The organism is Halochromatium sp. NSM3 (genome assembly GCF_059621085.1).
In genome coordinates, this window is sequence record NZ_JCAQIA010000006.1 from 1 (window position 1) to 22,892 (window position 22,892).

The window sequence follows — 22,892 nt, forward strand, 5'->3', positions numbered from 1 at the left end:
TAAACTCTTGGCGCAAGCGGCAGCCCGTTCTCGACGGTCACCTTAAAAGGGCTGAACCTGTGCATCCTGTAAATAGGTCTGAACGGCTTCGTCAAGTAATTCTTGGACCGAAATTTCAAGCTCCTGCGCGATGACGGTCAAGCGCTGTTCAAGATATGGGTTCAAAATAAGCATTGAAGTTCTTTGAGAGCCAGACAGTCATTAAATTTTTCTAAAGAAGCGCAGATTATCATTAACCAACACCTCCGCGATCTTACCCCCGTCTCGACCGTTTGGCAGGAACATCACTCGCATGATCTATCGGTCAGAGCACGGCCCGCCAAGGAATCACCTCAACCCCCTCACGCTGATAAGCCTCGTCGCCACCATAGATCAGCCAAGGCGGCAACGCCCGCTCACCGGCTAACTCTTGCCAACGGTGCAAGCTGCGCAGCCAGCTGTTGACCAGCGTCGCCCCGGACTTGATCTCGACGGCGCGCAAGCGCGTGCCTTCCTCGAACAAGACATCGACCTCTTGGCCGGTGTTGTTGCGCCAGAAGTACAACTCTGCCGGCTGACCCTGGTTGTAACGTTGCTTGATCAACTCCGAGACCACCAACGTCTCGAATAGGGCGCCACGTTGCGCATGGATGCTCAGTCCATCGATGTCCTTGATACCGAGCAAGGCGGCCGCCAGCCCGGCATCAAGAAAGTAGAGCTTGGGTGTCTTTACCAGCCGCTTGCCGAAGTTTTCGTGGTAGGGGCGGAGCAAGACGATGAGATAGCTTGCCTCGAGGACCGTCAGCCATTCGCGCGCGGTGGTGTGCGAGACGCCGGCATCGTTGGCCAACGCAGACAGATTCAGGAGTTGTCCAGTGCGTGCCGCACAAAGCCTCACGAAGCGCTGGAACAGGCTCAGATCGCGCACGGCCAGCAGTTGGCGGACGTCGCGCTCCAGATAGGTTGCGATGTAGTTGGGGAACCAATCCTGCGGCGAGAGCGGCCGATCGTAGAGCGGGGGGTAGCCGCCTTGCCACATGAAGCGATCGAGCGTCTGCGGGAGCGCATTCACGGCGGTTAGCTCGCGGATCGAGAACGGCAACAGCTCGATGCGCCCGACGCGTCCGGCTAGCGATTGCGTGAGACCGGCGATCAGGCCGAACTGCTGCGAGCCGGTCAGGATGAAATCGCCCATGCGCCGGCGCTCATCCACATGCCCCTGTAGGTAAGACAGCAACTCGGGCGCGCGCTGCACCTCATCGATCACCGCGCCATCCGGAAATCGCGCCAAAAAGCCACGTGGATCATTCAGCGCGAATTCCCGGCTTTCCGGGTTCTCCAGCGTCACATAGGGCCGCTCGGCAAACAGCGCTCGTGCGAGCGTGGTCTTGCCGGACTGGCGTGGACCGGTGATCAGGAGCACGGGGAAGCCCTGCGCGAGACGATGGGCGGTGGGTGCGGCTTGGCGAGGTATCATGCCGCGATGTTACAAATTGAAGCTTGAAACTGCAATTTGTAAACGCTGCCGGTGACAGGCCCGGAAACCGGTTGCTCTCAATGCTGTGCAAAAGATCGCGCTTCACGTTGCTTGAGCGGCTCAGCGTGGACGCCCTTGCAGCATCGCCGCCGGCGCCCAGCTCCGCCATGCCCAGAATCCCAAAAGATCGCAAAACACTCGCGAGTATGTTGCAATCGCTGGCTAGTGAAGAGGCATCAGAAAGTACATCATGAAGCATTTGGCCCCCGCAGAGAGCGGCTCCCAGCTCAACCGGCTCGAAGCAGCCATCGATCACCTCCTCACCGAAGCCAAGCGCTGCGGCGCGAGCGCGGCCGAAGCCGGCGTCAGCGCCAGCACCGGGCTCGAGGTCGCGGTGCGCATGGGCGAGATCGAGACCATCGAGCACACCCGCGATCACGGCCTCGGCATCACCGTCTACTTCGGCAAGCGCAAGGGCTCGGCGAGCACCTCGGATCTGAGCGCCGGCGCGATCAGCGACGCGGTTGCGCAAGCCTGCAGCATCGCCAAGCACACCCAGGAAGACCCCTGCGCCGGCCTGGCGCCAGCGGAGCTGATGGCGAGCGAGATCCCGAACCTCGATCTTGAGCATCCTTGGGGCCTCAGCGTCGATGACGCAGTGCGGCTGGCGACCGAGTGCGAGGACGCCGCGCGCGCCCAGGATGCGCGCATCGTCAACTCCGAGGGCGCCAGTCTCAGCACGCACGCCGGGATCAAGGTCTACGGCAACAGCCACGGCTTCGTCGGCGGCTATCCCAGCACACGCCATGGGCTCAGCGTCGCGGTGCTCGGCAAGGTCGGCGACGACATGCAGCGCGACTATTGGTGGACCTCGGCGCGCGCGCCGGAGGATCTGGAATCCGCTGAAAGCGTCGGCCGGCGCGCCGCCGAGCGCACCGTCGCCCGCCTCGGCGCTCGGCGCCTTGGCACTCGGCGCGCGCCGGTGTTGTTTCGCGCCGAGCAGGCGGCCGGGTTATTGCGGCATCTGTGCGGAGCCATCAACGGTTCCAGTCTCTATCGCAAGATGAGCTTTCTGCTCGATCAGCTCGGCGAGCCGATCTTTCCGGACTTCGTGCAACTGAGCGAGAACCCCCTGCAGCCGCGCGGTCTTGCCAGCGCGCCCTTCGATGGCGATGGCGTGGCGACCGCGCCGAAAGATCTCCTGCGCGATGGTGTGCTGCAGACCTATCTGCTCGATCACTACTCGGCCTGTCGACTCGGCATGACCACGACCGCCAATGCCGGCGGCGTGCGCAACATGACGGTCGGCATGAGCGACCGCGATCGTGCGGCCATGCTGCGCGAACTCGGCACCGGGCTGTTTGTGACTGATCTCATGGGGCAAGGCGTGAACAACGTCACCGGCGATTACTCGCGCGGCGCCACCGGCTTCTGGGTCGAGAACGGCGAGATCCAGTACCCGGTCGAAGAGATCACCATCGCCGGCAATCTGAAGGACATGTTCAAGGGGCTGGTCGCGATCGGCAACGACTGCGATTTCGTTGGCAGCACAACGACCGGCTCCTGGCTGCTCGATGAGATGACCATCGCCGGTGAGTGAATGATCGACCACAACCAAGCCATCGCCGACACCATCGCCGCGATCGAGGCCGCCCCGGAATCGGCGGCGGCGCTGACCCTCTACGCGCTGGTCAACACCCTGGAATACGACCGCGCCGGGCGGCTGTTCAAGCTCAGCAAGCTCGGCGATCTAAGCGCCGATCAGCGGCAGATCGCCTATGCGTTGATCGAGCACTCGGTGGTTGAAGGTATCGGCGATCCGGCCTGGGTCGAGGCCAAGGCGCGCATCGACCGCGCCATCCGTGGCGTCTGAGGCAATCCCGCATCACTCCATCATATCGATCTCGACCCCTTCCGCCTGCAGTTCGGCGGTGCGACCTTGCAGGAAACGCTGGAAGCTCGGTTCGTCGCGGTAGGCGCCACTGGCCACATAGTTCATGGCGCCGTTGATATGAAAGGTCTTCAGGTAGGCCTCGGTGCGGAAGACCTCATTGCCATCAGCGTCGAAGAACAGCAGGCTCGGGGTGTAGATGATGCCAAGCTCGGTCGACCACTCCCGGGTCGGCAGCTCGCGCCCATCCGGGGTCTGGATTGGATCAGTAGAGAAGGCGTTGACGACCGCAGCGTCAAACCCCTCAAGTGCCTCAGCAACTGCGTCGCGTTGCAGAATATCTTCATGCAGCTCATCGCAAGCAGCGCAGACCGGCTGCTCGAAGAGCAGCAGCAGCGGCCGATCCGAGCTTGCCCGATTCTCGGCCAGCCGCAGCGGATCCTTCAGAAAGCCGGTCTCTTGATGCAGCTGCCCGCTCGCCACTGTCGGCTGCTGCCGGCGGTAGAACTCTGTGAAGGTCTCTTCCGCCTGCTCGCGCTTGAGGGCAACATAACGCAGCCCCTGATGGAACTGGTGGGGCGGAAAATAGCCGTCGATGCGCAGCACCGTCTGCCCTTCCTCATCAAATAGCAACATGGTTGGGGTGTACTGCACGCCCAGCGCGGCCGCAAATTGCTTCTCGGTGGTCGGCTCACCCTCGAGGTCGATCACTTCGCGGTCGCCCCAGATGTTGATCGCCACCAGATCGAAGCCATCCTGTGCCGTCTTCGCGATCTCGCGATCAGCGAAGTTTTCGCGCAACAGCTTTTCGCAGTAGGGGCAGCCATCTTGGTAGAAGTAGAGGATCAGACGCCGGTCCTTCGCAGCTGCCTCGGCCACGTCTTCCGAAATATCGAGAAAGGAACTCTTAAACCAGCTCGGCTTGGCTTGATAGCCGGGGTTGCTGAGGTCATTGAGCACGGCCTCATCGCCGGCGGCATAGACCGAGCCGCTAGCCCCAAACACAGTGAGTCCAAAGGCCAACGAGAACAGGAGCAGGGATCGCCTCATGATGGTTACCTTCTAGTTGTGGCTCATTGCCGGCGCGGCGTGATCTGCACCGGATGCTGCTTGATGTAGGCCTGGTCGAACTCGAGTTCGATCGCGAAGCCACCTTCCTCTTGGCGCAGTTTGACCTGCTTGAGGTCGAGCAGCCGCACCGCGAGCCAGGTGGTCATCGCCGCGACCTGTGACTCGTCATCGGCAAGGATCGCGTTGGCCAGGTTCGCAGCGACGAACTGCGCCTTCTGCGCCAGCGCTGGCGCTTGCACGGGCTCACCATCGATCTCGATGCCCTCGGCCTCCATCTTTCGATCCATCTTGTCGAGGTAGGCGCCCTGGTAGTCCGGCAGGGGCTTGGCGCGGTCGTATTCGACCTGGGCGACGCCGTTCAGTAGCACGGCCATCATCGTACTCATAGGTCAGGGATTCCTCTGTGCGGCTTGGCGACCCAGGCGCTGAGCCTGCGATCTATCATCTACAGGCGATGATGGGCCCTGTTAGGCTTGTGCATTAATTGTCGAGCCTCCACGACGACAACAGTGTAACGGACTTCCTCAAGGTGCCCTCTATGGCGAACAAACCATCGACAAACGGGCTTGCCGTCCCAAGCAAGCGCCTGAGCCGCCTCTGGCACATGGGGCGTGCGACCACCGATTTCGCCACCGGCATCGGCCTGCGCGGCATGATCGACCTGGCCCGTGGCCGCGAAGGCGATGACCAGCGCATCCGCCTCAGCCCGCAGGCCACGCAGCGCCTGACTAACCGCCTCGCGCGTATGCGCGGCGCGGTGATGAAGATGGGGCAACTAATGTCGATGGACGGCTCCGACGTCTTCACGCCCGAGGCCGCCGAGATCATGGCGACCCTGCGCGATCGCGCCGAGCCGATGCCGCTGAGTCAGCTCAACCGCGTACTGACCGCCGAATGGGGCAAGGACTGGAACACGCAGTTCAAGCGCTTCGAGTTCGAACCCATCGCCGCCGCCTCGATCGGCCAGGTGCATCGCGCCGAGACCCGCGATGGCCGGCGTCTGGCGCTCAAGGTCCAGTTCCCCGGCGTGCGCGAATCGATCGACAGCGACATCGCCAACCTCGGCTTTCTCAGCCGCAACTTCGGCGCGATGCCCGAGGGCTTCGACCCGGCGCCGATGCTCGAAGAGGCGCGGCTGCAGCTGCACGAGGAGGCCGACTACGAAGCCGAGGCCGCTTCCTTGCGGGCCTATCGCGCGCTGATCGGCGATGACCCGGACTTTCTGGTGCCCGCCGTGCATGCGGATCTGTCGACCGCGCGCATCCTGGCGATGGATTTCGCCGAGGGTGTCTCGATCGACCACCTCAGCGCCAGCGACTTCAGCCGCGCCGAGCGCAACCGCGTTGCCACGCTGATGGCGCGGCTGATGATCCGCGAGCTGTTCGAGTTCGCGCTGGTGCAGACCGATCCGAACTTCGGCAACTTCCTCTACGACGCCGAGACGCGCCGCATCGTGCTGCTCGACTTCGGCGCCACGCGGGCGGTCCCGCCGGCGCTAATCGACGGCTATCGGCAACTGGCCCGCGCCACCCTGGCCGACGACCGCGCCAGGATGCGGCAAGGCGCGAGCGCGCTCGGCTACATCGGCAGCGAGGTGCCGACGGAGCAGGCTGAACGCCTGCTCGATCTGATCCGCCTCTCCGGCGAGATCATCACCAGCGACGGCCCCTATGATTTCGCCGACTCAACGCTGTTCGAGCGCGTCTTCGCGCGTGGCCGCGATATGTTCAAGGATCGGATGTTCAGCCACATGCCGGAGCCAGCGACCATGTTCCTGCAGCGCAAGTTCGCCGGCATCTTCATGCTCTGCCGGCGCTTGCGCGCCCAGGTCGATCTGCGCGCGATGCTGGAGCCTTATCTGGCCGACTCGAACCCAACCGCAAGGCTCAACGAGCCAGACCGCACAACCGACCTGGGCCAGCCGGGAGCAGTGGACAACACCCAGTCGGCGACGGCCAGCTGACTGCTCGGGCTTTGTCTGCTTCCCGATGATTGCCGGACAGTGGCTCTCAAATCGGGAAGCAGTGGATGGATACCTTCTAACCTGACCGGCGAGCCTGAACTGACAAATCAGGCGTCGTCAGCGCATGGGCCTCTGACCGGGCATTCTCCTGCTTGATCAGGCAGCGATCAGGCCCACTGCGATTTATCAATGATAATATTAGTATATGCTTAAATACTGTAACGATCCTCTCACTTCCTCGGAGCCGTACCATGCCCAAGACACCGCAACAGGGCTATCACCCCCTGTATTTCCTCGCCGCCCTCGGCGCGGGCGGACTCACCGTGACCTTCTTCCTCTACTTCATGTTCCTGGTGCCACACCCGGACACCCCGGTGGTCACCGCCGATGACTTACTGCTGCTCTGGGCGACCGGCGCCGACTGGGTGCGCCCGCTGATCATCTTAGGACTCGCCGGCATGCTGGTGATGGCCGTCATGCATCTGCGGCTGTTGATCTGGAATCTGTTGCAGTATCGGCGTTGGCGCCGTGAGACCAGCCTTGAGCAAATCCAGTCCGGCAACAAGGATGTCGCCCTGATGACCATTCCGCTGACGCTGACCATGACCATCAACGTCCTATTCGCAGTCGGCGCCGCCACCATCCCCGGCCTGTGGAGCATCGCCGAGTACCTATTCCCGGGCGTGCTGGTGATACTCATCGTGCTCGGTGCCTTCGCGCTGCGCATGTACGGTCGCTACCTGGCGCGCTTGGTGGTCACCGGCTCCTTCGACTTCATCGGCAATGCCAACCTGGGTCAGATGATGCCGATCTTTGCCTTCGCGATGATCGCGGTCGCCTTCGCCGCGCCGGGCGCGATGAGTCAGAACCAGGCCATCAATGCCATTGGGCTGTTCTTTGCGATCTTCTTTCTGAGCCTCGCGGCGCTGCTCGGCCTAGTCAAGCTGGTGGTGGGGGTGAACTCGATGTTCCGGCATGGGCTGACCGCCAGCGCCTCGCCCAGCTTGTGGATTCTGATCCCGATCCTGACCCTGTCCGGCATCACCCTGGTGCGGCTGATCATGGGCCTGCAGCATGGGTTCGATCTCGAGGTGCCGAAGCCGGCGCTGTTCGTGCTGACCTCGGTCATCCTCTCGCTCGAGATCCTGTTCGGCCTGCTCGGCTATGTGGTCATGCGCCGCCTCGGCTACTTCCGCGACTATCTGCATGGTGAGCAGAAGAGCCCCGGCGCCTACAGTCTGATCTGCCCCGGTGTCGCCTTCTTCGTCTTCGGCTGGTTCTGGATCATGTTCGGGCTGGTCGGCAACGACATCGTCACACCGCTGACCCCGGCCTTCTTCGTGCTGATGCTGCCGTTGATCCTAGTGCAATGGAAGAGTTTGGAGACGCTGCTCAAGCTCAACCGGAAGCTGTTGCGGAAGCCTGCGCAGCCACAAGTCGTCATCTAAAGGTATCCCTATTGGCCGGCATCCATCGGACGCCGGCAACATGTCATCCAAAAGCCCTGATCGCTGCGGCCAGCTCGGGATACTGAGCGGCATGCTCGGCGAGCGGCACGCCAGCGGCGATGGCTTCCCAGGCTTGGCGCAGGCTTGCCGCCCCGCCCTGCGGCCCCATCGGATGGCTGAATACCCCGCGACCGGGGACGAAACCGAAATCGGCGCTGCCCACCCGCTCATGCACGCCGGGCAAGGTCACCGCCGAATCGCTCCCGCCCGGCACCGGCAGACAGGGCTTGATCGTGCCCATCGGCTCGACGCAGGCGGCGATGCACTCCAGTACCTCATCCTCCGCTGTCATCATGCGCGGGCCGAAACCAGGCATGATCACCACATCGAAGCCGGCCAGACGCTGCAACTTGGTCCAAACCCGTGTATGGACGCCGAAATAAGGCAGCCGGCTCGCGGCGGCGATCAACGGGAAGTGCGCCACCAGCGGCACCTGCGCCTGCTTGCGCAACATGCGCACGGCGCTCAAGCCCACCGGCAGCGCGTTAACCATCGCCGCGTTGGCACCATTGGCGACCACCAGATCGTGCAGCGGCAGCAGCCGATCGACCTCATCGGTGATATTAGCGAGATAGACCTTGGGCTCGCCGGTCGCTTGCTCCGCTCGCTGGCGCGCGGCACCGAGCAGGGCCGAACGGCGCGCGATCGGCGACCAGTCCGGATCGGCCAGCATCTCGTCGTCCTTGGCGACATCGAGACCGCCAAGCCAGCCCTGGTAACCAAGCTCGGCAAAGGGCTCTGGCTCCAAGCCGATATTCGGCTTGATCACACCGAAGAAGAACGGCCGGTTATGAATCTGCCAGCGTTCGCGCAGTCCCTGGAGTCCGAATTGCGGCCCCTCGAACGCGGCCAGGAAGCGCTCCGGAAACTGGATATCCAGCAACTTGATCAGCGGCACATCGGGGGCAAAAAACGGGCCTTCGCCCAGGATCGCGCTGAGCAGATTCGGGATGCGCGGGCCAAAATTCGCGTGCGGATGCGCGATGCGCACCCGACAGACGCTGACGGGGCCATCGACCGGCGGGGCGAGCGGATAGCTGGTGCCGGACAGCTCGGTCACGACCTCCAGATCCAGCACCTTGGCGGCAAAGCGCGGGCGATAGTCCTCGTCGATATCGACCCGGGACCATTGCGCGGTCGACTGCTCGCTGCACAGATGGGCGGCAGCGACGCGCGGATCGCCCCGGCATTCGATGCGGTAGTCGAGGATCAGATGCGCCTCGGCATCGAGCGTCGACGCATCCGTGTAGAAACCATCGATATCGGCAGCACGCATGATCGCTCAGTCCTCCGCCGCTTGGCCAAGAAACTGCAAGGTCACGCTGCGCTCCGGGCGCGGGCCGTCCAGCTCGACGAAGAACACCGACTGCCAGCCGCCGAGCAACAACTCGCCGTCGGCGATCGGGATGGTCTCGGAGGCATTGGTGAACAGCGCCATCAGATGCGCGTGCGCGTTGTCGCGATCATCGACCGGCGCGAGGTTATGCAGGTAATCGCCATCGCGCGGCACCAGGCGCTTGAGGAAGGTCACCATATCGCGCTGCAGCTGGGTCTCGCGTTCATTCAGGCAGAGCGAGGCCGTGGTATGGCGCGAGAGCAGCGTTACCAATCCGTTACGCACTCCGCTGCGGGCGCAGCATTCGCGCACCTGCTCGGTGATGTCGACAAGCTGGATCGGCGCTGTCGTCTGCAATGTGATGGTGTCAAGGCGTGTCAGCATATCGATGGCTCTCGGCTCAATGGCTCTCAGCGCGCTTCAGGGTAAACATCATCATCCGGGAAAGAAGGTGTCGTCCATGATCTCCTCCATGCTCCAAGGGCAGTCCTCGGGGAATCCGCCCAGCCCCGTCTCCTCGATCGCTTTGGTCACCGCATCGGCCCAGATCGAGCTGCTCGAACTGTCCAGCCCGGATCAATGCCGCTTGCTGCTCGGCCCAGGCGGCGACGTCTTGCTCATACAAACTCGGTGCTGTCATAGCGGCTGCTCAGGAACGGCAGGAGCCACAGTATAGGCGAGCATGAAAGGCCCTGCGTTCATGGGCCGTTGGCAGACTGGCTCAGGCCGCATTGACGGACTCAAAGCTTGCAAGCGCCGAGCGCAGGTGCTCGACGATCTCCTCTGCCAGCACCTCGGGCTCGGGAAGGTTGTCGAGATCGGTCATCGTGGCATCACGCAGCCAGAAGACATCGAGACTCGCCTTATCGCGCGCCAGCAGTTCCTCCCGCGAAAATGCCCGCCACCTGCCGTCCGGCGTCTGTTCGCTCCAGGTCGGTTGGCGTTCGTGCCGGTTGGCCGGGTTGTAGCAGGCGACGAAATCCTGGAGATGGGCGTAGGTGAGCGGCTTTTGCTTGAGCGTGTGATGCACGTTGGTCCGATAGTCGTAGTACCAGACTTGGGCGGTTTGCGGATCGGGGCTGGCCGGGCGGTGATCGAAGAAGATCACGTTCGCCTTCACGCCCTGGGCATAGAAGATCCCGGTCGGTAGCCGCAGGATGGTGTGCAGATCGGTGGTTTGGAGCAATTTTCGCCGGATGGTCTCGCCGGCGCCGCCCTCGAACAACACATTGTCCGGCACCACCACGGCGGCGCGGCCGGTGGTCTTGAGCAGGGTGCGGATGTGCTGGACGAAGTTGAGCTGCTTGTTCGAGGTCGTGGCCCAGAAATCCTGGCGGTTGTAGGTCAGGTCATCGGTGGCCTGCTCGCCCTCGGCATTGGTGAAGCTCATGGCGCTTTTCTTGCCGAAGGGCGGGTTCGCGAGCACCAGGTCGAAGGTCTGCGACGGCGGCGCGATCAGCGCATCGGCAGGCGAGACCAGGCTCTCGCCCGTCATCTCGCCGATCCCGTGCAGGAACATATTCATCAGACACAGCCGTCGCGTACCGGCGACGATCTCGTTGCCTTGGAAGGTGGCGTGTTTCAGGAAGGCCTTCTGATCCTTGTCGAGCGCGTGGTGCGTTGGATCGGTCAGGTAATCATGCGCGGCGAGGAAAAACCCGCCAGTGCCGCAAGCCGGATCGGCGATGGTCTTGCCCGGCTCGGGGCGCACGCACTCGACCATGGCGCGAATCAGCGCGCGTGGGGTGAAATACTGACCGGCGCCGGATTTGGTGTCCTCGGCGTTGCGCTCCAACAGCCCCTCGTAGATGTCGCCCTTCACATCGGCGCCCAGCATCACCCACTGAGTGCCGTCGACCATGTCGATCAGCCGGTAGAGCTTGGCCGGGTCGGTGATCTTGTTCTGCGCCTTGGTGAAGATTTGCCCGAGCATGCCCTTGTGCTCGCCCAGGCGGCGCAGCAGCAGGATGTAGTGCGCCTCCAGCTCCGCACCGCGCCGGGTGGTCAGGCTGGTCCAGTCATAGCCTGCAGGGATGCCGACATCGCGGTTGTAGGGCGGGCGCGCGTATTCGTCCGCCATCTTGAGGAAGATGAGGTAGGTGAGCTGCTCCAGATAGTCGCCATAGCCGACGCCATCGTCGCGCAGCGTGGTGCAGAAGCTCCAGACCTTGGAGACGATAGGGGCGGTGGTCATGAGAGTGCTGCCTGTTCAGTTGCGCGAAGGACGTTGGCGTCTGTTTGCCTGAAATACGTCTTAGACGTACCCTGGATTGATGTACACGATCATCGAGACGCCCCTGTTCACGGCTGATGCGCGCTCCATCTGGACCGATGACGAGCGCGGCGAGTTTTGCGCCTGGCTCAGCAAGCACCCGCTGAGCGGTGCCCTCTTAAAAGCCGTTCGGGAGACCATCGGCGATGCAAGATAACGACATTATCACGGGTGAAGCGCTCGGCGAGAAGCTGCTCGAATCCGTCCGCCAGATGAAAGCCGGTCAAGGAACAGTGGTGTACCCACCGGCCCAGGCCGCGCGACACCGGACCGGGCTCTCGCAAGCGCGGTTCGCTGAACTGCTCGGGGTGTCCGTGCGAACCCTGCAGGAATGGGAACAGGGCAGACGCCAGCCGAGCGGTGCGGCGCGCACGCTGTTCAAGGTCGCCGAGTGCCAGCTTACGGCCTGGTCACGCTGTCGATCAGATAAGGAAGCGCCTTAGAGCCAGTTTGGCGCCAAATTGGCGCCAGTGATAGACTAGGCGCTCAAGCACTCGCTGGAGCATGGAAAATGCGAACCGCCACCACCAAACAAGACCGCATCGGGGCACGCGTGCCCCACGAAGTTTATGAAACCTTGTGCCGTGCCGCTGAACTGACCGGCGCCACGGTCAATCAGTTTCTGGTACAAGCTGCGCTGAAAGAGGCTCAGGAGGTCATCGAGCGCCAAGAGGTCATCCGCCTCTCGCCGCGCGACTGGAACTGGTTGCTCGACCTGATGGACAACCCGCCTGAGCCCAATGCCACGTTGAAAGCCGCCCTGACCCGTTACCAGACAGCCAAACGCGATGATGCAGGTACAAGCTTTAACTGGGAGTCATGATCGGCAGGGCTTCGACTGCGGCCGACAGGAACTGAACAGCTGGCTGTGGCAGGTCGCCCGTCAGCATCAGGACAAAGGGCTGTCGAAGACCTTCATCGCCGTTCGCGAGGAAGCGCCAGAGCGCATTTGCGGCTATTACGCGTTAACGCTGGCAGAACTCGACAACCGGCATCTGTCCGAAGCCTGGCGCAAAAAGTTACCAGGTCGCATCCCCGGTGTACGGCTGGGGCGCTTGGCTGTCGACAGTCAGTATCAGCGCAAAGGTCTGGGCGAACTGCTGCTGGTCGATGCCATGACGCGCGCGCAGCGCATCTACGCCGAAGCGGGTGGGATTGGTTTGTTTGTCGACGCACTGGATGAACAGGCGGCAAATTATTACCGGCGCCTGGGCTTTCAATCAGCACCAGATAACCCGCTGTTGTTGTTCCTGTCGGCAAAGGTCACTGCCTCAATGGGCAGGGCAGCGCGCGCAGAACACGCGTCACCCGAAGCAGATCGTCCGGGTTGAGCAAACCTCATTCGCAACATTTCCTGATCTGAAAAACCCGATAGCGAATGCGACGAAGAATATGCATGAGTTCAGCGTTACGGGTAGCGATGGCCTCTTTTAACTGCGTCCGCTGGGTGACTAACACATGGCCCGACCACTGAAACGGGATGGTCGCCGTCACCATCCCGTCAGGCGAGCCGTCGACAAAGAACAGCTCGATGGAACGACCTTTTTTGTTGTTCATGCAGTGGACTTTCTCGTTCGGCGATGTTTCGAGGATGTGGTGCGGCCCGCCTTGATCCGGTCCAGCAGCACCGAGGCAGGTTCGTCGTCGGGGTCTTGGGGGACGAGTTGGCCGGAGAAGGCTTTTTTCAGGATGGACTGGCGCAGGGCATCGGCGCGGGTGAGAGCGGCGTCGATGTCGGCCTCCAGCGCGTCGGCGGCGTCGAGTCGGGTGTCGAGGAGGCGGACGATTTCGGTTTGTTCAACGGAGGAGCAGAGGGGAACTGGCATGGATTTGATGTCGCCACCGGAAATGCCCGATTGTCCAGCCGTTGTTCGGATGCGCCGTTCAAGATGTGCGCGGCTTTCCCCGCAGTTCGTCGCTGCTTCTAGGAAGGCGGGGCAGCCCTTTTAAGGTGGCGAAATGTGTCCAGCTGCAAGCCCCTGATTTTTCTTCGAAGTGCTTGTAGGAGATCGCTGGATTCGATGGCTGTAAGATCCACTCTGATATCGTAACCGGCTGATCTTAAATGTTGTTTTTATGCACCTTAAAAGGGCTGGAAGGCGGGGTTCAGGATGTCCGATTTGATCTCACACCTGATGAGCTTGTCCGGATAAACGTGACTGCCGTCACCACGATACATGGCCGAGACCCCGACATAGTCGCGTGAACCATTGTAGCGAGTGAAAACCAGGTCGCCGTATGCCAGGCGGTAACCTTCCATACTTCTGTCTGTGTCAGTGATGCGCCTGAAATCGTTAAGGTCGAAAGCCATCGGTCTCACCGCACTGATCCTGAAAATCTTGAGCGGACCTATTTCATCGGGCTTGGCTGAAATCCCGTTTCTTATGGACCAAGCAAGTGCCGCAAAAGGAAGGTAAACCCAACCCTTCGGCACGTCCCTCAGTTTTGAAAATTCAAAATCTTTGGGCCAAACAGGTCGCTTCGGCTTTACGGGCTTCTTCCCTTTCTCGCCACCCGCGCGCCATTCGGCGACAGCCTCTTGCCAATCGTCGAGAGCGGCTTTGTAGCGGGCTTCGCGTTCCTGGCGGATGCGAGCGAGCAGGGCTTCGGGGCTTTCCAGCTTATCGGCATTTTGCGCGCGCCAGTCTTGGGTGAGCCGGCCTTCGAAGGCGGATTTCAGCAGGGACTGGCGGTAGAGGCCGAGGGTGGTTTTCGCCGTGCGCAGACTCTCGACGCCCTTGTCGATCTCATCGAACAGCGCCTCGATCTTCTCCACGATGCGGTGTTGTTCGTTGGCGGGGGCGATTGGCAACTCGAACGCGGAAAGACTCGGCATTTCGATGCTGTGAACAGTCGTGCCGCCCTTGCGGCACTTGTTCAAGATCCGCTGCTCAAACGCTCGCAGCCCCCACGCGATGTAGTCGGACATGATGCCGTCCGGCAGCGCCAGCGCCTTAATATCTTGGTTGAGTGTGCTTTCGACGGCAGTGACGGCGACTGGCAATGAGTGAGCCAGAATACCGGAACGCGTGACGATCAGAACGGAACCGGCGGGAACGAGTTTTGCCGCCGAGTGTTCGACGGCATCCTCCGTGATACCGTCGATCGTTGCCCGAATGACCTTGGTCTTCATGTCCTTGGGAGAAACCCACGGGATAGGGCCGTTCCAGAATCGAGCATTGGCTTTCGAGGGGGTGCCTCCTCCAATCCATGTCCCGAAATCTGAAAACCTTGCGTTAGCCCAAGTCGGCGGCAACCCCCTCATGCCGCCAACGCCTCATTCATCTCTGCCATGATGTCCTCCATCCCATCGCCGAACAGCGCATACATCTGCCCCAGCCCGCCCTGGCCATCGAAGGGCGCCATGTCCAGATCGTCGCGCTCGATGGTGAAGGAGGTAGCGAGGTGGTCGCGGATCATGCGCAGCCAGGCCATCTGTTCCTCGGTGAATTTCTCGCCGTGGCCGGCGTGGCGCTTCAACACCCAGTCCTGGAAATTGCGCCGCACCCGCTCGGAATGGCGCGTGAGCCTCTCGTCGAGTCCGCAGACGCGGCGGATCAGCGCGACCAGCGCGGTGAGATCGCTGGCCGGGTGCTCGCCCTGGTAGTCATCGAGATGCGCGTAGGCGCGCCAGACGGTGAGCGGGGCCAGGCGCGGGCGGTCCGCAGTCAGCCGCTTCAGCACCTCCTTGACCATGGCGTAGGTCACGGCCGAGCGCCGCGCCGGGGTGTTGAAGTAGATGGTCAGCGCCTCGATGCGGTCGCGGTGTGCGTGCAGATAGTCGGCGAAGTCCTGGGCAATCTGGCGCGCATTCTCGGTGGTGTCGCCGGCCCAGCCGGCGGTCAGCAGTTGGTCGAGGCTGTCGTGGTCGATGGTCTGCTCGTGGTCGCGGCGGATGCTGTCCATCAAGTGGATGAGCGGGCCGGTGAAGACATGGGCCGCCCGCCTGATCCGCTCCTCGCGCGCGCGCTGTATGGCGACCGCGTCGGGCTCGGGATGGCCAGCAGCCTTGGCGTCGGCCTCCACCTGATCGGGGTCGATGGCGTTGAAGAGATCGCGCACGATGGCGGTCAGGGGCTTGCCGCCCTCAGTGGCGATCTTCTGCTGCGCTTCCGGCCCGAGCTGGTGGTCGAGTCGCGACAGGCGCGCGGCCAGTGAGCTGACGGTCTCCTCGGCGCGATCGCCCAGCATCAGGCCCATGGCAAGATCCTTGAAGGGGATCGAGGGTTTGCTGTCGAGCGGCCGGCTGGCGGTCTTGAGCGAGCGGGTGACGCCGACGGCATCGACGATCACATAGTGGGTCTTGGCCTGGGCGGAGGGCGAGACCTTTTTCAGATCATCGGGTTGCAGCACGCGGGTGCCGCGACCCTTCATCTGCTCGAAGTAGTTTTTCGACTTCACGTCGCGCATGAACAGCAGGCATTCGAGCGGCTTGACGTCGGTGCCGGTGGCAATCATGTCGACGGTGACGGCGATGCGCGGATAGTAGTCGTTGCGAAAGGCGCTGAGGGAGGATTTGGGATTTTTCGCGCCGTTGGTGATCTTGCGGCAGAAGTCGTTGCCGGCGCCGAATTCCTGGCGCACGGTCTGGATGATGTCGTCGGCATGGCTGTCGGTCTTGGCGAAGATCAGGGTTTTCGGCAGTTCGGTGCGCCCGGGGAAGATCGCCGGCCAGTGGTCACGGAAGGCGCGGATGACGGTGCGGATCTGGTCGGGATTGACCACCGAGCGGTCGAGCTGGGTGGCGGCGTAGGCTTCGTCCTCGTCCTGGGTTTCCCAGCGTCGGGTGCGGGTGTCGCGCTCGCGTTTTTCGATCAGTTGCGCGGCCTTGAGCGTCCCGCCGGTCTGGCTGATGAGGGTGTCGATCAGGTAGATCTCGTTGCCGACGTTGACCTTGTCGGCGACTGCCTGCTCGTGGGTGTATTCGCTGACGACGTTCTTTTGGAAAAAGCCATAGGTGCGACTGTCGGGTGTGGCGGTGAGGCCGATCAGGTAGGCGTCGAAATACTCGATGACCTGCCGCCAGAGGTTGTAGATCGAGCGGTGGCATTCGTCGATGACGACGACATCGAAGAACTCCGGCGGCAGTCCGGCGTTGTAGACCACCGGCAGCGGCTCCTTGCGGCGCCAGGTCTGCTCGGCCGGGTTGTCGTCCTCAGCACCCTCGGCCAGCGGCTCGCCCTTGAGCGTGGCGTACAGGCGCTGAATGGTGGAGATGACGACCTGGTTGTCCTTGGCGATGGCGGGCGAGGTCAGGCGCTGGACGTTGTAGAGCTCGGTGAACTTGCGGTTGTCGTCGTTGGAGATGAAGGCCATGAACTCCTGTTCGGCCTGCTCGCCAAGGTTCTTGGTATCGACTAGGAACAGGATGCGCCGCGCGCCGGCGTGTTTCAGCAGCCGATAGACCTGGGTGATGGCGGTGAAGGTCTTGCCTGAGCCGGTGGCCATCTGCACCAGCGCGCGCGGTTTGTCGGCTTTGAGCGAGGCTTCCAGGCCGGTGATGGCGACGGTCTGGCAGTCGCGCAGGCCATTGGGATTGAGCGCCGGCAGCGCGGCGATGCCGGCGCGCAGGCTGGTGGCGGCCTGTGCCCAGACCTTCAGCGTTTCGGGGCGGTGGAAGCTGAAGACCTCGCGGGAGCGCGGATGGGGATCGCGCCGGTCGGTGAAGCGGGTCATCTGTCCGGTGCTCTCATAGACAAAGGGCAGCGGCGTGGCTGGCGTTAGCCATCGCAGTCGAGCGTTGGCGTAGCCGGCTGATTGCTCCTCGACGACGGTGAGGCGGGCGCCCCAGGCGTCCGGCTTGGCCTCGACCACGCCGAGGGGCTGTCGGTCGACAAAGAGCACATAGTCGGCCGGGCCGATCGCCGTCTGGTACTCGCGCACCGCAATGCCGGAATTGGAGCCAGGGCCAGCGTTGAAATCCAGCGTCTGTTTGTCCTGAACCTGCCATCCACAGGCGCGCAGGCGTGCATCGATTCGGTGGCGAGCGGCTTGCTCGGGGGTTTGATGGAGATCCTGCGACACGCGAGAGCGCCTAGCCGTCAAAAGGCCAGACTACCACTATCACCTCAAAGATAAGGCGTCAGCAGGCGCGCGAAACCGTCGCGCAAGCGGATCGGCAGTGTGCGGGCACGCATATCGGCGGCACGGATTTCGATTGCGCTAGCCAGCTTCTCGTCGACCAACGCATGGAGGCGCCGCGCCAGCGCGGCGTCATAGCACTCGATATTCAGCTCGAAGTTTAGGCGCAGGCTGCGTGGATCCCAATTCGCCGAGCCGAAGAAGCACCAGACATCGTCGACCAGCATCAGCTTGGTATGGTCGAACGGCGGCGGGGTCACGAAGATGCGACTGCGCCCGTCGAGGATCTGCTCGGCCTGGGCCTCAGCCGCCCATTGTACGAAGCGCAGGTTGTTGCGCTGCGGGACCAGGATCTGCACCTCGACCCCGCTCATCGCGATGACATTGAGCGCCGTGATCAGGGTCTGATCTGGCAGAAAATAGGGTGTGACGATACGCACCCGCCGCCGCGCATGGGCGAGTGCGCCCAGAATCAATCGGCGTAGCACGTCGAAGTCTTCATCCGGGCCATCCGGTACGCAGCGGGCGATGCTGTCGCCGACCGGCTCCAACGTCGGATACCAGGCATCACAGCCGAGGCGCTCGCCGGTGGTGAAGGCCCAGTCGAGCCCGAACGCCTCCATCAGCCCACGCACCACCGGCCCTTCGACCTTGAAGTGCAGATCCTGCACCGGATGCCGGGGATTGCGCTCAAGCAGACAGCCCTCGCGCAGATTGAGCCCGCCGGTGAACCCGAGCCGACCATCGACCACCAGGATCTTGCGGTGATTGCGCAGGTTCAGATACGGGTTACGGATTGGCAGCGCCGACTCGAGGAAGACCCCGGTCGGGATGCCCAGCTGGCGCAAGACCTTGGGCGTGTGCGGACGGCTGTACCACTGGCCGACGCCGTCGATCAGCACCCGCACCTGCACGCCGCGTTGATGCGCCCGTTGCAGCGCGGCGATGAAGCGCTGGCCGGCGACGTCGTTATCGAAGATGTAGCTCGAGAGTGCCACGCTGCGCCGCGCGGCATCGATTGCGGCGAGCATCTCGGGATAGGCCGCGTCGCCATTGACCAGCGGCGTGATTCTGTTGCCGGCCTCGAGCACCGAGATGGTCAGTTCGTCGCCCAGATGCCCCAGCGGGGTCAGCCCTGGGAACCGGCTCTCGAGCAGACGATGGGCGCGTTGCTCAGCGCGCACGCTGGCCTCCTCACTCAGGATCGAGGTCTCCGGGCGCAGCCGATGCGCCTTGCGCTTGATCCGGTTGATGCCGAACATCCAGTACAGTGCCACACCGACCAAAGGCGTCAGCAGTACCAGTCCGGCCCAGCCCACGGTCGAGGGCACATCGCGGTTGCTAAGCACCAGATGTGTGGTGGTCAAGACCACCGCCGCCGTTTGCAGGCCGAGCAAGCTGATGATCCAGAGGTCGGATAAGAGGTGGCTCAGGTCCATGTGCCTGGTCAGAAAGCGGGGTCAGAACTTGCCGCGTTCGCGCAATGCCTCGGGATTCAGCACCTGCATGGCCTCATCCCCCATGCCCATGACCAGAATGCCGGCAGCGGTGGCCCGACGTACCACACTCGGATCAGGATAAAGGCTGGAGAGCACGCCGATCATCCGCTTGCCTGCGTACTCCCGGCAAAACACGGGCAGGTCCGCCAGCTTCTCCAGGAACGCCTCGACATGGCTGCTCTGGAGACGGGATTTGGTCTCGTTGATCAGGAGGCTGTCCTGGCAGACGACCATCGCATCGTATTCACGAGACTCGCCGTTGCGGCGTCTGACTACTCGCAGCGCGAACAGCTCCGGGGCATCGCAACCAAGCAGCTCGGCCGCCACCCTGGGCAGGCTGGGAGCGACGATATCCTCGACCAGCGTACCGAGCCGGTTGGCCAGATCGCCCCATTGTTTGTTCATACGTTGTCGGTCGCGGACGGTATCGTCCTTGAACTCGCGCATCTCGTCCGACAGTCGATTCAGCGACATCTCGGTACGCATCGCCTGATAACTGAGTTCCTTCATGTACTCGCGAAGTTCATCGACGTCTTGTCTGAGTACAGCGCTGGCCATGACGATCATCCTCTCGAAGCGGGAAACGACCCTAGTATGGACCTGTCCTTGTTCTTGGCAAACCGTGCCCGGGAAACGCCCCGCTTGCGTTTAGGTCTTCGCTTGCCGGGAACGGTGTCTCGCTTTACGGGCTGCGGTACATTAGCGGCCTAATCCTTCTAACAGGTGTCTTTTCCATGCCTATGTCCGAGGGCGATGCCACGACCACGGCGCGCAGCTGGCGCGAGAGCATTGCGATCTACCGCCAGCCGCCCGTCATTGCCATGCTGTTTCTTGGCTTCTCGGCCGGCCTGCCGTTTCTGCTGGTGTTTTCAACGCTGTCCGCCTGGTTGCGCAGCACTGGGGTGGAGGTGGCGGCGATCGGCTTTTTTGCCTGGATCGGCATGCTCTACTCGATCAAGTTTTTCTGGGCGCCCGTGGTCGACCGCCTGCCGCTGCCGCTGCTCGGCCGCCGGTTCGGCCAGCGCCGTGGCTGGATGCTTTTTGCTCAGTGCATGATCGGCCTTGGGCTGCTCGCGCTGTCGCAGGTCGACCCGACGCAACACCTCGGGTTGGTCGCTGCCTCCGCCCTGCTGATCGCCTTCGGCTCGGCCACGCAGGATATCGCGATCGATGCCTTCCGCATAGAATCCGCACCGCCGGATGTGCAGGCGGCTATCGCATCGACCTACATCATCGGCTACCGCGCGGGCCTTATAGCGGCTGGTGCCGGTGCCCTATATGTGGCTGCGGCGCTGTCCTGGGAGATCGCCTATCTGGCGATGGCGGCACTGGTGTTGGTGGGGGTGGTGACCGTGCTGTTGCGGCCCGAGCCTGCGCGCGGCAGTTTGAGCGTGCAGTTGCTCAACGAGCCACGGGTACGCCGATTTCTGCGCGGCTCTCGATACCGCGCGCGCTGGTGGCTGCGCCTGGGCGCTTGGATGATCGGCGCCATCGTGTGTCCCTTCAGTGACTTTTTCTCCCGCTTCGGGGCGCGCGCCTGGTGGTTGCTGGCCTTCGTCGCGGTGTTTCGCATCAGCGACCTGGCCATGGCCTCCATGGCAAACCCGCTCTACATCGATCTCGGTTTCTCGCTGGCGACCATCGCCAATATGAGTAACCTGTTCGGTATTGCCATGAGCATCGGCGGTGGCATCCTTGGCGGCCTCTTCGTCGCACGCCATGGCGTGGCCAGCGTGATTGTATTCGCGGCGTTTGCTGCGACGTTCACCAATCTGCTGTTCACGGCGCTCGCATTGGCCGGCCCCAGCCTACCCATGCTGGCGTTGGCTATTGTGGGTGATAATCTTGCCAACGGGCTGGCCAGTGCCGTGTTCATCGCCTTTCTCTCGGCGCTTACATCGCGCGCCTATACGGCCACCCAGTACGCGCTGTTCTCCTCGCTCATGACCCTGCCCGGCAAGTTCCTCAGTGGCTTTGGCGGCGTTTTTGTCAGTGCTTACGGGTATCCCTGGTTCTTTGTCGTGGCAACAGCGCTCGGGCTGCCGGCCATCGCCCTGGCCATGTGGGTTCGCACTGATCGATCGCTGCGCGAGCGGCTCAGTCTCTGAACCGCTCTCAGAACGGCCAGTTGATCTCGTTGATCGTCGAGCCCTTCCGGCTCCACGTCATGCCCGAGCTGGCCTTAGACCGCCACATTCAGCAACCTGGCAAGCGCTCTTCAAACGGGCGCGAGGATGACCGATAGGCCCGAACCTAAGACCCCAGCGTAAGGCCCAGCGAAAGCCCCCAGTGGACATCAAGATGCCTTCATTGTGGTTGCTGGCGCTTGGACCTGTTGCCAACCAGCGCGAACCAGAGACCGATGCCAAGCAGCAGGATCTGAAACTCCATGCCGCCCATCGGATGCGTGTCGCTGGCGACGAAGCTCCATTGGCCCCAGTGCACCATCAAAATGGCGCCAAGCATCACCGGCACTGTTGCGAGACCGGCTAGACGGGTAACCAGATCGGTCCTCAGTATGCCGCCGATAAGGATACCAAGCCCGCCGGCAACTTCGGCTAGCGCCACCAGCCAGGCGACGAATAGCGGCAGCTCCATCATCCCAGCAAAGGCCGCCATGTCGACAAACTTGCCAACGCCATGGAACAGAAACACGGCCGCGAACGGCAGCCGAATCAGCCAGTGCGCCTGGGCGCTCAGGTCAAGGGCGCTGGCGCGATCGGCCAGTGAATGCTCGGGAAGATTGATGCTCGAGGTGTTCATGATCGGCTCTCCAGTGGTTGCCGTGGATCACCACGGCCTAATGCTTGAAGGTTCACCACCAGAGACCCCGGATCAGGCCAGGCTCTTTCAGGGACGGGCTCATCAGTAAGGGCCATCAACCCGCGCGTTTGAACTTGCGATTGCTTGATTCCAGATCGGTGCCTGCAGGCTCCTATCACGGCCGCGAGTCGCCGCCGCCTGATGCCCAAGGCTGACCGCGCGGGATCCGCGAGAAGCGCCAGCGCTTTCGCGGCTGGCTCAGAGCACCCGGCAGTCGCTCATCATGACATCGGTCTTAGTGCGGCCCCGGCGCGAGCCCTGCGCTTCCATCGCCGCGACCACGTCCATGCCCGAGGTCACCTTGCCGAAGACGACATGGCGGCCATCGAGCCAGGAGGTGGGCGCAACGGTGATGAAGAACTGCGAGCTGTTGCTGTTCGGACCGGAATTGGCCATCGATAGCAAACCGGCTTCGGTGTGCTTGAGTTCGAAGTTCTCATCATCGAACCGACGGCCGTAGATCGATGTGCCACCCTTGCCGTTGCCGCGGGTGATGTCGCCGCCCTGGACCATGAAGCCGGGGATGATGCGATGGAACGGGCTGCCGGCGTAGCGCAGCTTCTTGCCCTTTTCGCCGCTGCAGAGCACGCGGAAGTTCTCGGCAGTCTTCGGTACCACATCGGCGAACAGCTCGGCCTCGATGGTGCCGGCCGGCTCGCCACCGATGCTCACGTCCATTGCAACCTTCGGGTTCTCGGCGAGTGCCGCGCCGCTGCCGATCGTTAGCAGGGCTCCGAGTGCGAGTCGTGCTCCGAGTGCGGAGGCTGGGGACGGGGCTGGGCGGGAATAATGCAACGTGAATGGGAACATGGGGCTCTCCTCATTGAGTGTGAATCGGCGCGGCGAGAACGCCGCGCGTGAAAGCAGGGGGGAACGAAAAGCGGCTCGAGGCTACATCAAGCAGAGCCACAAGGCACGACATCAATCACGGCATCGCCCAGGCAAATGGTCACAAAGGCGTCACTGAAGCTGAACTCGATGGTAAAGTTTAA

Annotated in this window: 24 protein-coding genes and 1 pseudogene; 9 read left to right on the forward strand and 16 right to left on the reverse strand. The window is 62.6% G+C overall.

Going from position 1 to position 22,892, the window contains the following annotated elements; all coding sequences use genetic code 11:
* Positions 1 to 304: 304 nt before the first annotated feature.
* Positions 305 to 1,456 (reverse strand): ATP-binding protein, encoded by a 1,152-nt coding sequence (locus AC54T3_RS03920; RefSeq protein ID WP_496622520.1) that lies wholly within the window; start codon positions 1,454 to 1,456, stop codon positions 305 to 307.
* 250 nt (positions 1,457 to 1,706) lie between these two features.
* Between AC54T3_RS03920 and pmbA the strand changes: the two genes are divergently transcribed.
* Together pmbA and AC54T3_RS03930 are read left to right on the forward strand one after the other, a co-directional pair.
* The gene (pmbA, locus tag AC54T3_RS03925; RefSeq protein WP_496622522.1) at positions 1,707 to 3,056 is read left to right on the forward strand and encodes a metalloprotease PmbA; all 1,350 of its coding nucleotides are present in this window, start codon (positions 1,707 to 1,709) and stop codon (positions 3,054 to 3,056) included.
* Complete coding sequence (locus AC54T3_RS03930) at positions 3,057 to 3,329, forward strand: hypothetical protein (protein ID WP_496622524.1); 273 nt, start codon at positions 3,057 to 3,059, stop codon at positions 3,327 to 3,329.
* A 12-nt stretch (positions 3,330 to 3,341) separates the two neighbouring features.
* Here the strand turns inward: AC54T3_RS03930 and AC54T3_RS03935 are convergent, their stop codons facing one another.
* Both AC54T3_RS03935 and AC54T3_RS03940 read right to left on the reverse strand, forming a co-directional pair.
* Positions 3,342 to 4,397 carry a thioredoxin family protein gene (locus AC54T3_RS03935; RefSeq protein WP_496622525.1) on the reverse strand — a complete coding sequence of 352 codons (1,056 nt, stop codon included), beginning with the start codon at positions 4,395 to 4,397 and terminating at the stop codon, positions 3,342 to 3,344.
* Between the two features lie 23 nt (positions 4,398 to 4,420).
* Entirely contained in the window at positions 4,421 to 4,804 is a 384-nt protein-coding gene (locus AC54T3_RS03940) for a hypothetical protein (RefSeq protein ID WP_496622527.1), read from the reverse strand.
* Between the two features lie 152 nt (positions 4,805 to 4,956).
* Here AC54T3_RS03940 and AC54T3_RS03945 point away from each other — a divergent pair, with 152 nt between their 5' ends.
* On the forward strand, positions 4,957 to 6,381 hold the full coding sequence (locus AC54T3_RS03945) for an ABC1 kinase family protein (RefSeq protein ID WP_496622528.1): 1,425 nt from the start codon (positions 4,957 to 4,959) through the stop codon (positions 6,379 to 6,381).
* Positions 6,382 to 6,632: 251 nt separating this feature from the next.
* Positions 6,633 to 7,829, forward strand: coding sequence for a TsoY family (seleno)protein (locus AC54T3_RS03950; protein WP_496622530.1), 1,197 nt, complete (start codon positions 6,633 to 6,635; stop codon positions 7,827 to 7,829).
* Positions 7,830 to 7,872: 43 nt separating this feature from the next.
* On the opposite strand, the gene AC54T3_RS03955 is transcribed toward AC54T3_RS03950, so the two are convergent.
* The 5 genes and pseudogenes from AC54T3_RS03955 to AC54T3_RS03975 form a co-directional block, all read right to left on the reverse strand.
* Complete coding sequence (locus AC54T3_RS03955) at positions 7,873 to 9,165, reverse strand: RuBisCO large subunit C-terminal-like domain-containing protein (RefSeq protein WP_496622532.1); 1,293 nt, start codon at positions 9,163 to 9,165, stop codon at positions 7,873 to 7,875.
* Between the two features lie 6 nt (positions 9,166 to 9,171).
* The gene (locus AC54T3_RS03960) at positions 9,172 to 9,609 is read right to left on the reverse strand and encodes a secondary thiamine-phosphate synthase enzyme YjbQ (protein ID WP_496622533.1); all 438 of its coding nucleotides are present in this window, start codon (positions 9,607 to 9,609) and stop codon (positions 9,172 to 9,174) included.
* 51 nt (positions 9,610 to 9,660) lie between these two features.
* Positions 9,661 to 9,759: a hypothetical protein gene (locus AC54T3_RS03965; protein WP_496622535.1), complete on the reverse strand. Its 99-nt coding sequence runs from the start codon at positions 9,757 to 9,759 to the stop codon at positions 9,661 to 9,663.
* Between the two features lie 46 nt (positions 9,760 to 9,805).
* Positions 9,806 to 9,865 (reverse strand): annotated as a pseudogene (locus tag AC54T3_RS03970) (hypothetical protein); the annotation flags it as partial.
* Positions 9,866 to 9,946: 81 nt separating this feature from the next.
* On the reverse strand, positions 9,947 to 11,419 hold the full coding sequence (locus tag AC54T3_RS03975) for a type I restriction-modification system subunit M (RefSeq protein WP_496622536.1): 1,473 nt from the start codon (positions 11,417 to 11,419) through the stop codon (positions 9,947 to 9,949).
* A 79-nt stretch (positions 11,420 to 11,498) separates the two neighbouring features.
* On the opposite strand from AC54T3_RS03975, the gene AC54T3_RS03980 reads away from it, so the two are divergent.
* The 4 genes from AC54T3_RS03980 (at position 11,499) to AC54T3_RS03995 (ending at position 12,828) form a co-directional block, all read left to right on the forward strand.
* Positions 11,499 to 11,654, forward strand: coding sequence for a hypothetical protein (locus AC54T3_RS03980; RefSeq protein WP_496622538.1), 156 nt, complete (start codon positions 11,499 to 11,501; stop codon positions 11,652 to 11,654).
* Positions 11,644 to 11,940, forward strand: a complete 297-nt coding sequence (locus tag AC54T3_RS03985; RefSeq protein ID WP_496622540.1) for a helix-turn-helix domain-containing protein — start codon at positions 11,644 to 11,646, stop codon at positions 11,938 to 11,940. Before AC54T3_RS03980 ends, AC54T3_RS03985 begins: the two co-directional genes overlap by 11 nt.
* 68 nt (positions 11,941 to 12,008) lie before the next feature.
* Complete coding sequence (locus tag AC54T3_RS03990) at positions 12,009 to 12,320, forward strand: type II toxin-antitoxin system TacA family antitoxin (protein ID WP_496622541.1); 312 nt, start codon at positions 12,009 to 12,011, stop codon at positions 12,318 to 12,320.
* The gene (locus AC54T3_RS03995; protein WP_496622542.1) at positions 12,286 to 12,828 is read left to right on the forward strand and encodes a GNAT family N-acetyltransferase; all 543 of its coding nucleotides are present in this window, start codon (positions 12,286 to 12,288) and stop codon (positions 12,826 to 12,828) included. The genes AC54T3_RS03990 and AC54T3_RS03995 overlap by 35 nt, the downstream gene beginning before the upstream one ends.
* 7 nt (positions 12,829 to 12,835) lie before the next feature.
* Here AC54T3_RS03995 and AC54T3_RS04000 read toward each other — a convergent pair whose 3' ends face one another.
* The 6 genes from AC54T3_RS04000 to AC54T3_RS04025 all read right to left on the reverse strand — a co-directional run bounded on the left by AC54T3_RS04000 (position 12,836) and on the right by AC54T3_RS04025 (position 19,635).
* Complete coding sequence (locus AC54T3_RS04000) at positions 12,836 to 13,054, reverse strand: hypothetical protein (protein ID WP_496622544.1); 219 nt, start codon at positions 13,052 to 13,054, stop codon at positions 12,836 to 12,838.
* On the reverse strand, positions 13,051 to 13,323 hold the full coding sequence (locus AC54T3_RS04005; RefSeq protein ID WP_496622545.1) for a hypothetical protein: 273 nt from the start codon (positions 13,321 to 13,323) through the stop codon (positions 13,051 to 13,053). Before AC54T3_RS04005 ends, AC54T3_RS04000 begins: the two co-directional genes overlap by 4 nt.
* A 257-nt stretch (positions 13,324 to 13,580) precedes the next feature.
* Positions 13,581 to 14,762 carry a restriction endonuclease subunit S gene (locus AC54T3_RS04010; RefSeq protein WP_496622546.1) on the reverse strand — a complete coding sequence of 394 codons (1,182 nt, stop codon included), beginning with the start codon at positions 14,760 to 14,762 and terminating at the stop codon, positions 13,581 to 13,583.
* Entirely contained in the window at positions 14,759 to 17,521 is a 2,763-nt protein-coding gene (locus AC54T3_RS04015) for a type I restriction endonuclease subunit R (protein ID WP_496622548.1), read from the reverse strand. Before AC54T3_RS04015 ends, AC54T3_RS04010 begins: the two co-directional genes overlap by 4 nt.
* Before the next feature lie 44 nt (positions 17,522 to 17,565).
* Positions 17,566 to 19,017, reverse strand: a complete 1,452-nt coding sequence (locus AC54T3_RS04020) for a phospholipase D-like domain-containing protein (protein ID WP_496622549.1) — start codon at positions 19,015 to 19,017, stop codon at positions 17,566 to 17,568.
* Positions 19,018 to 19,038: 21 nt separating this feature from the next.
* Complete coding sequence (locus tag AC54T3_RS04025; RefSeq protein WP_496622550.1) at positions 19,039 to 19,635, reverse strand: hypothetical protein; 597 nt, start codon at positions 19,633 to 19,635, stop codon at positions 19,039 to 19,041.
* A gap of 176 nt (positions 19,636 to 19,811) precedes the next feature.
* On the opposite strand from AC54T3_RS04025, the gene AC54T3_RS04030 reads away from it, so the two are divergent.
* Complete coding sequence (locus AC54T3_RS04030; protein ID WP_496622551.1) at positions 19,812 to 21,185, forward strand: AmpG family muropeptide MFS transporter; 1,374 nt, start codon at positions 19,812 to 19,814, stop codon at positions 21,183 to 21,185.
* Between the two features lie 199 nt (positions 21,186 to 21,384).
* Here the strand turns inward: AC54T3_RS04030 and AC54T3_RS04035 are convergent, their stop codons facing one another.
* Together AC54T3_RS04035 and AC54T3_RS04040 are read right to left on the reverse strand one after the other, a co-directional pair.
* Positions 21,385 to 21,840 (reverse strand): DoxX family protein, encoded by a 456-nt coding sequence (locus AC54T3_RS04035; protein ID WP_496622552.1) that lies wholly within the window; start codon positions 21,838 to 21,840, stop codon positions 21,385 to 21,387.
* 258 nt (positions 21,841 to 22,098) lie between these two features.
* Complete coding sequence (locus tag AC54T3_RS04040) at positions 22,099 to 22,710, reverse strand: peptidylprolyl isomerase (protein ID WP_496622554.1); 612 nt, start codon at positions 22,708 to 22,710, stop codon at positions 22,099 to 22,101.
* Between the last annotated feature and the right edge of the window lie 182 nt (positions 22,711 to 22,892).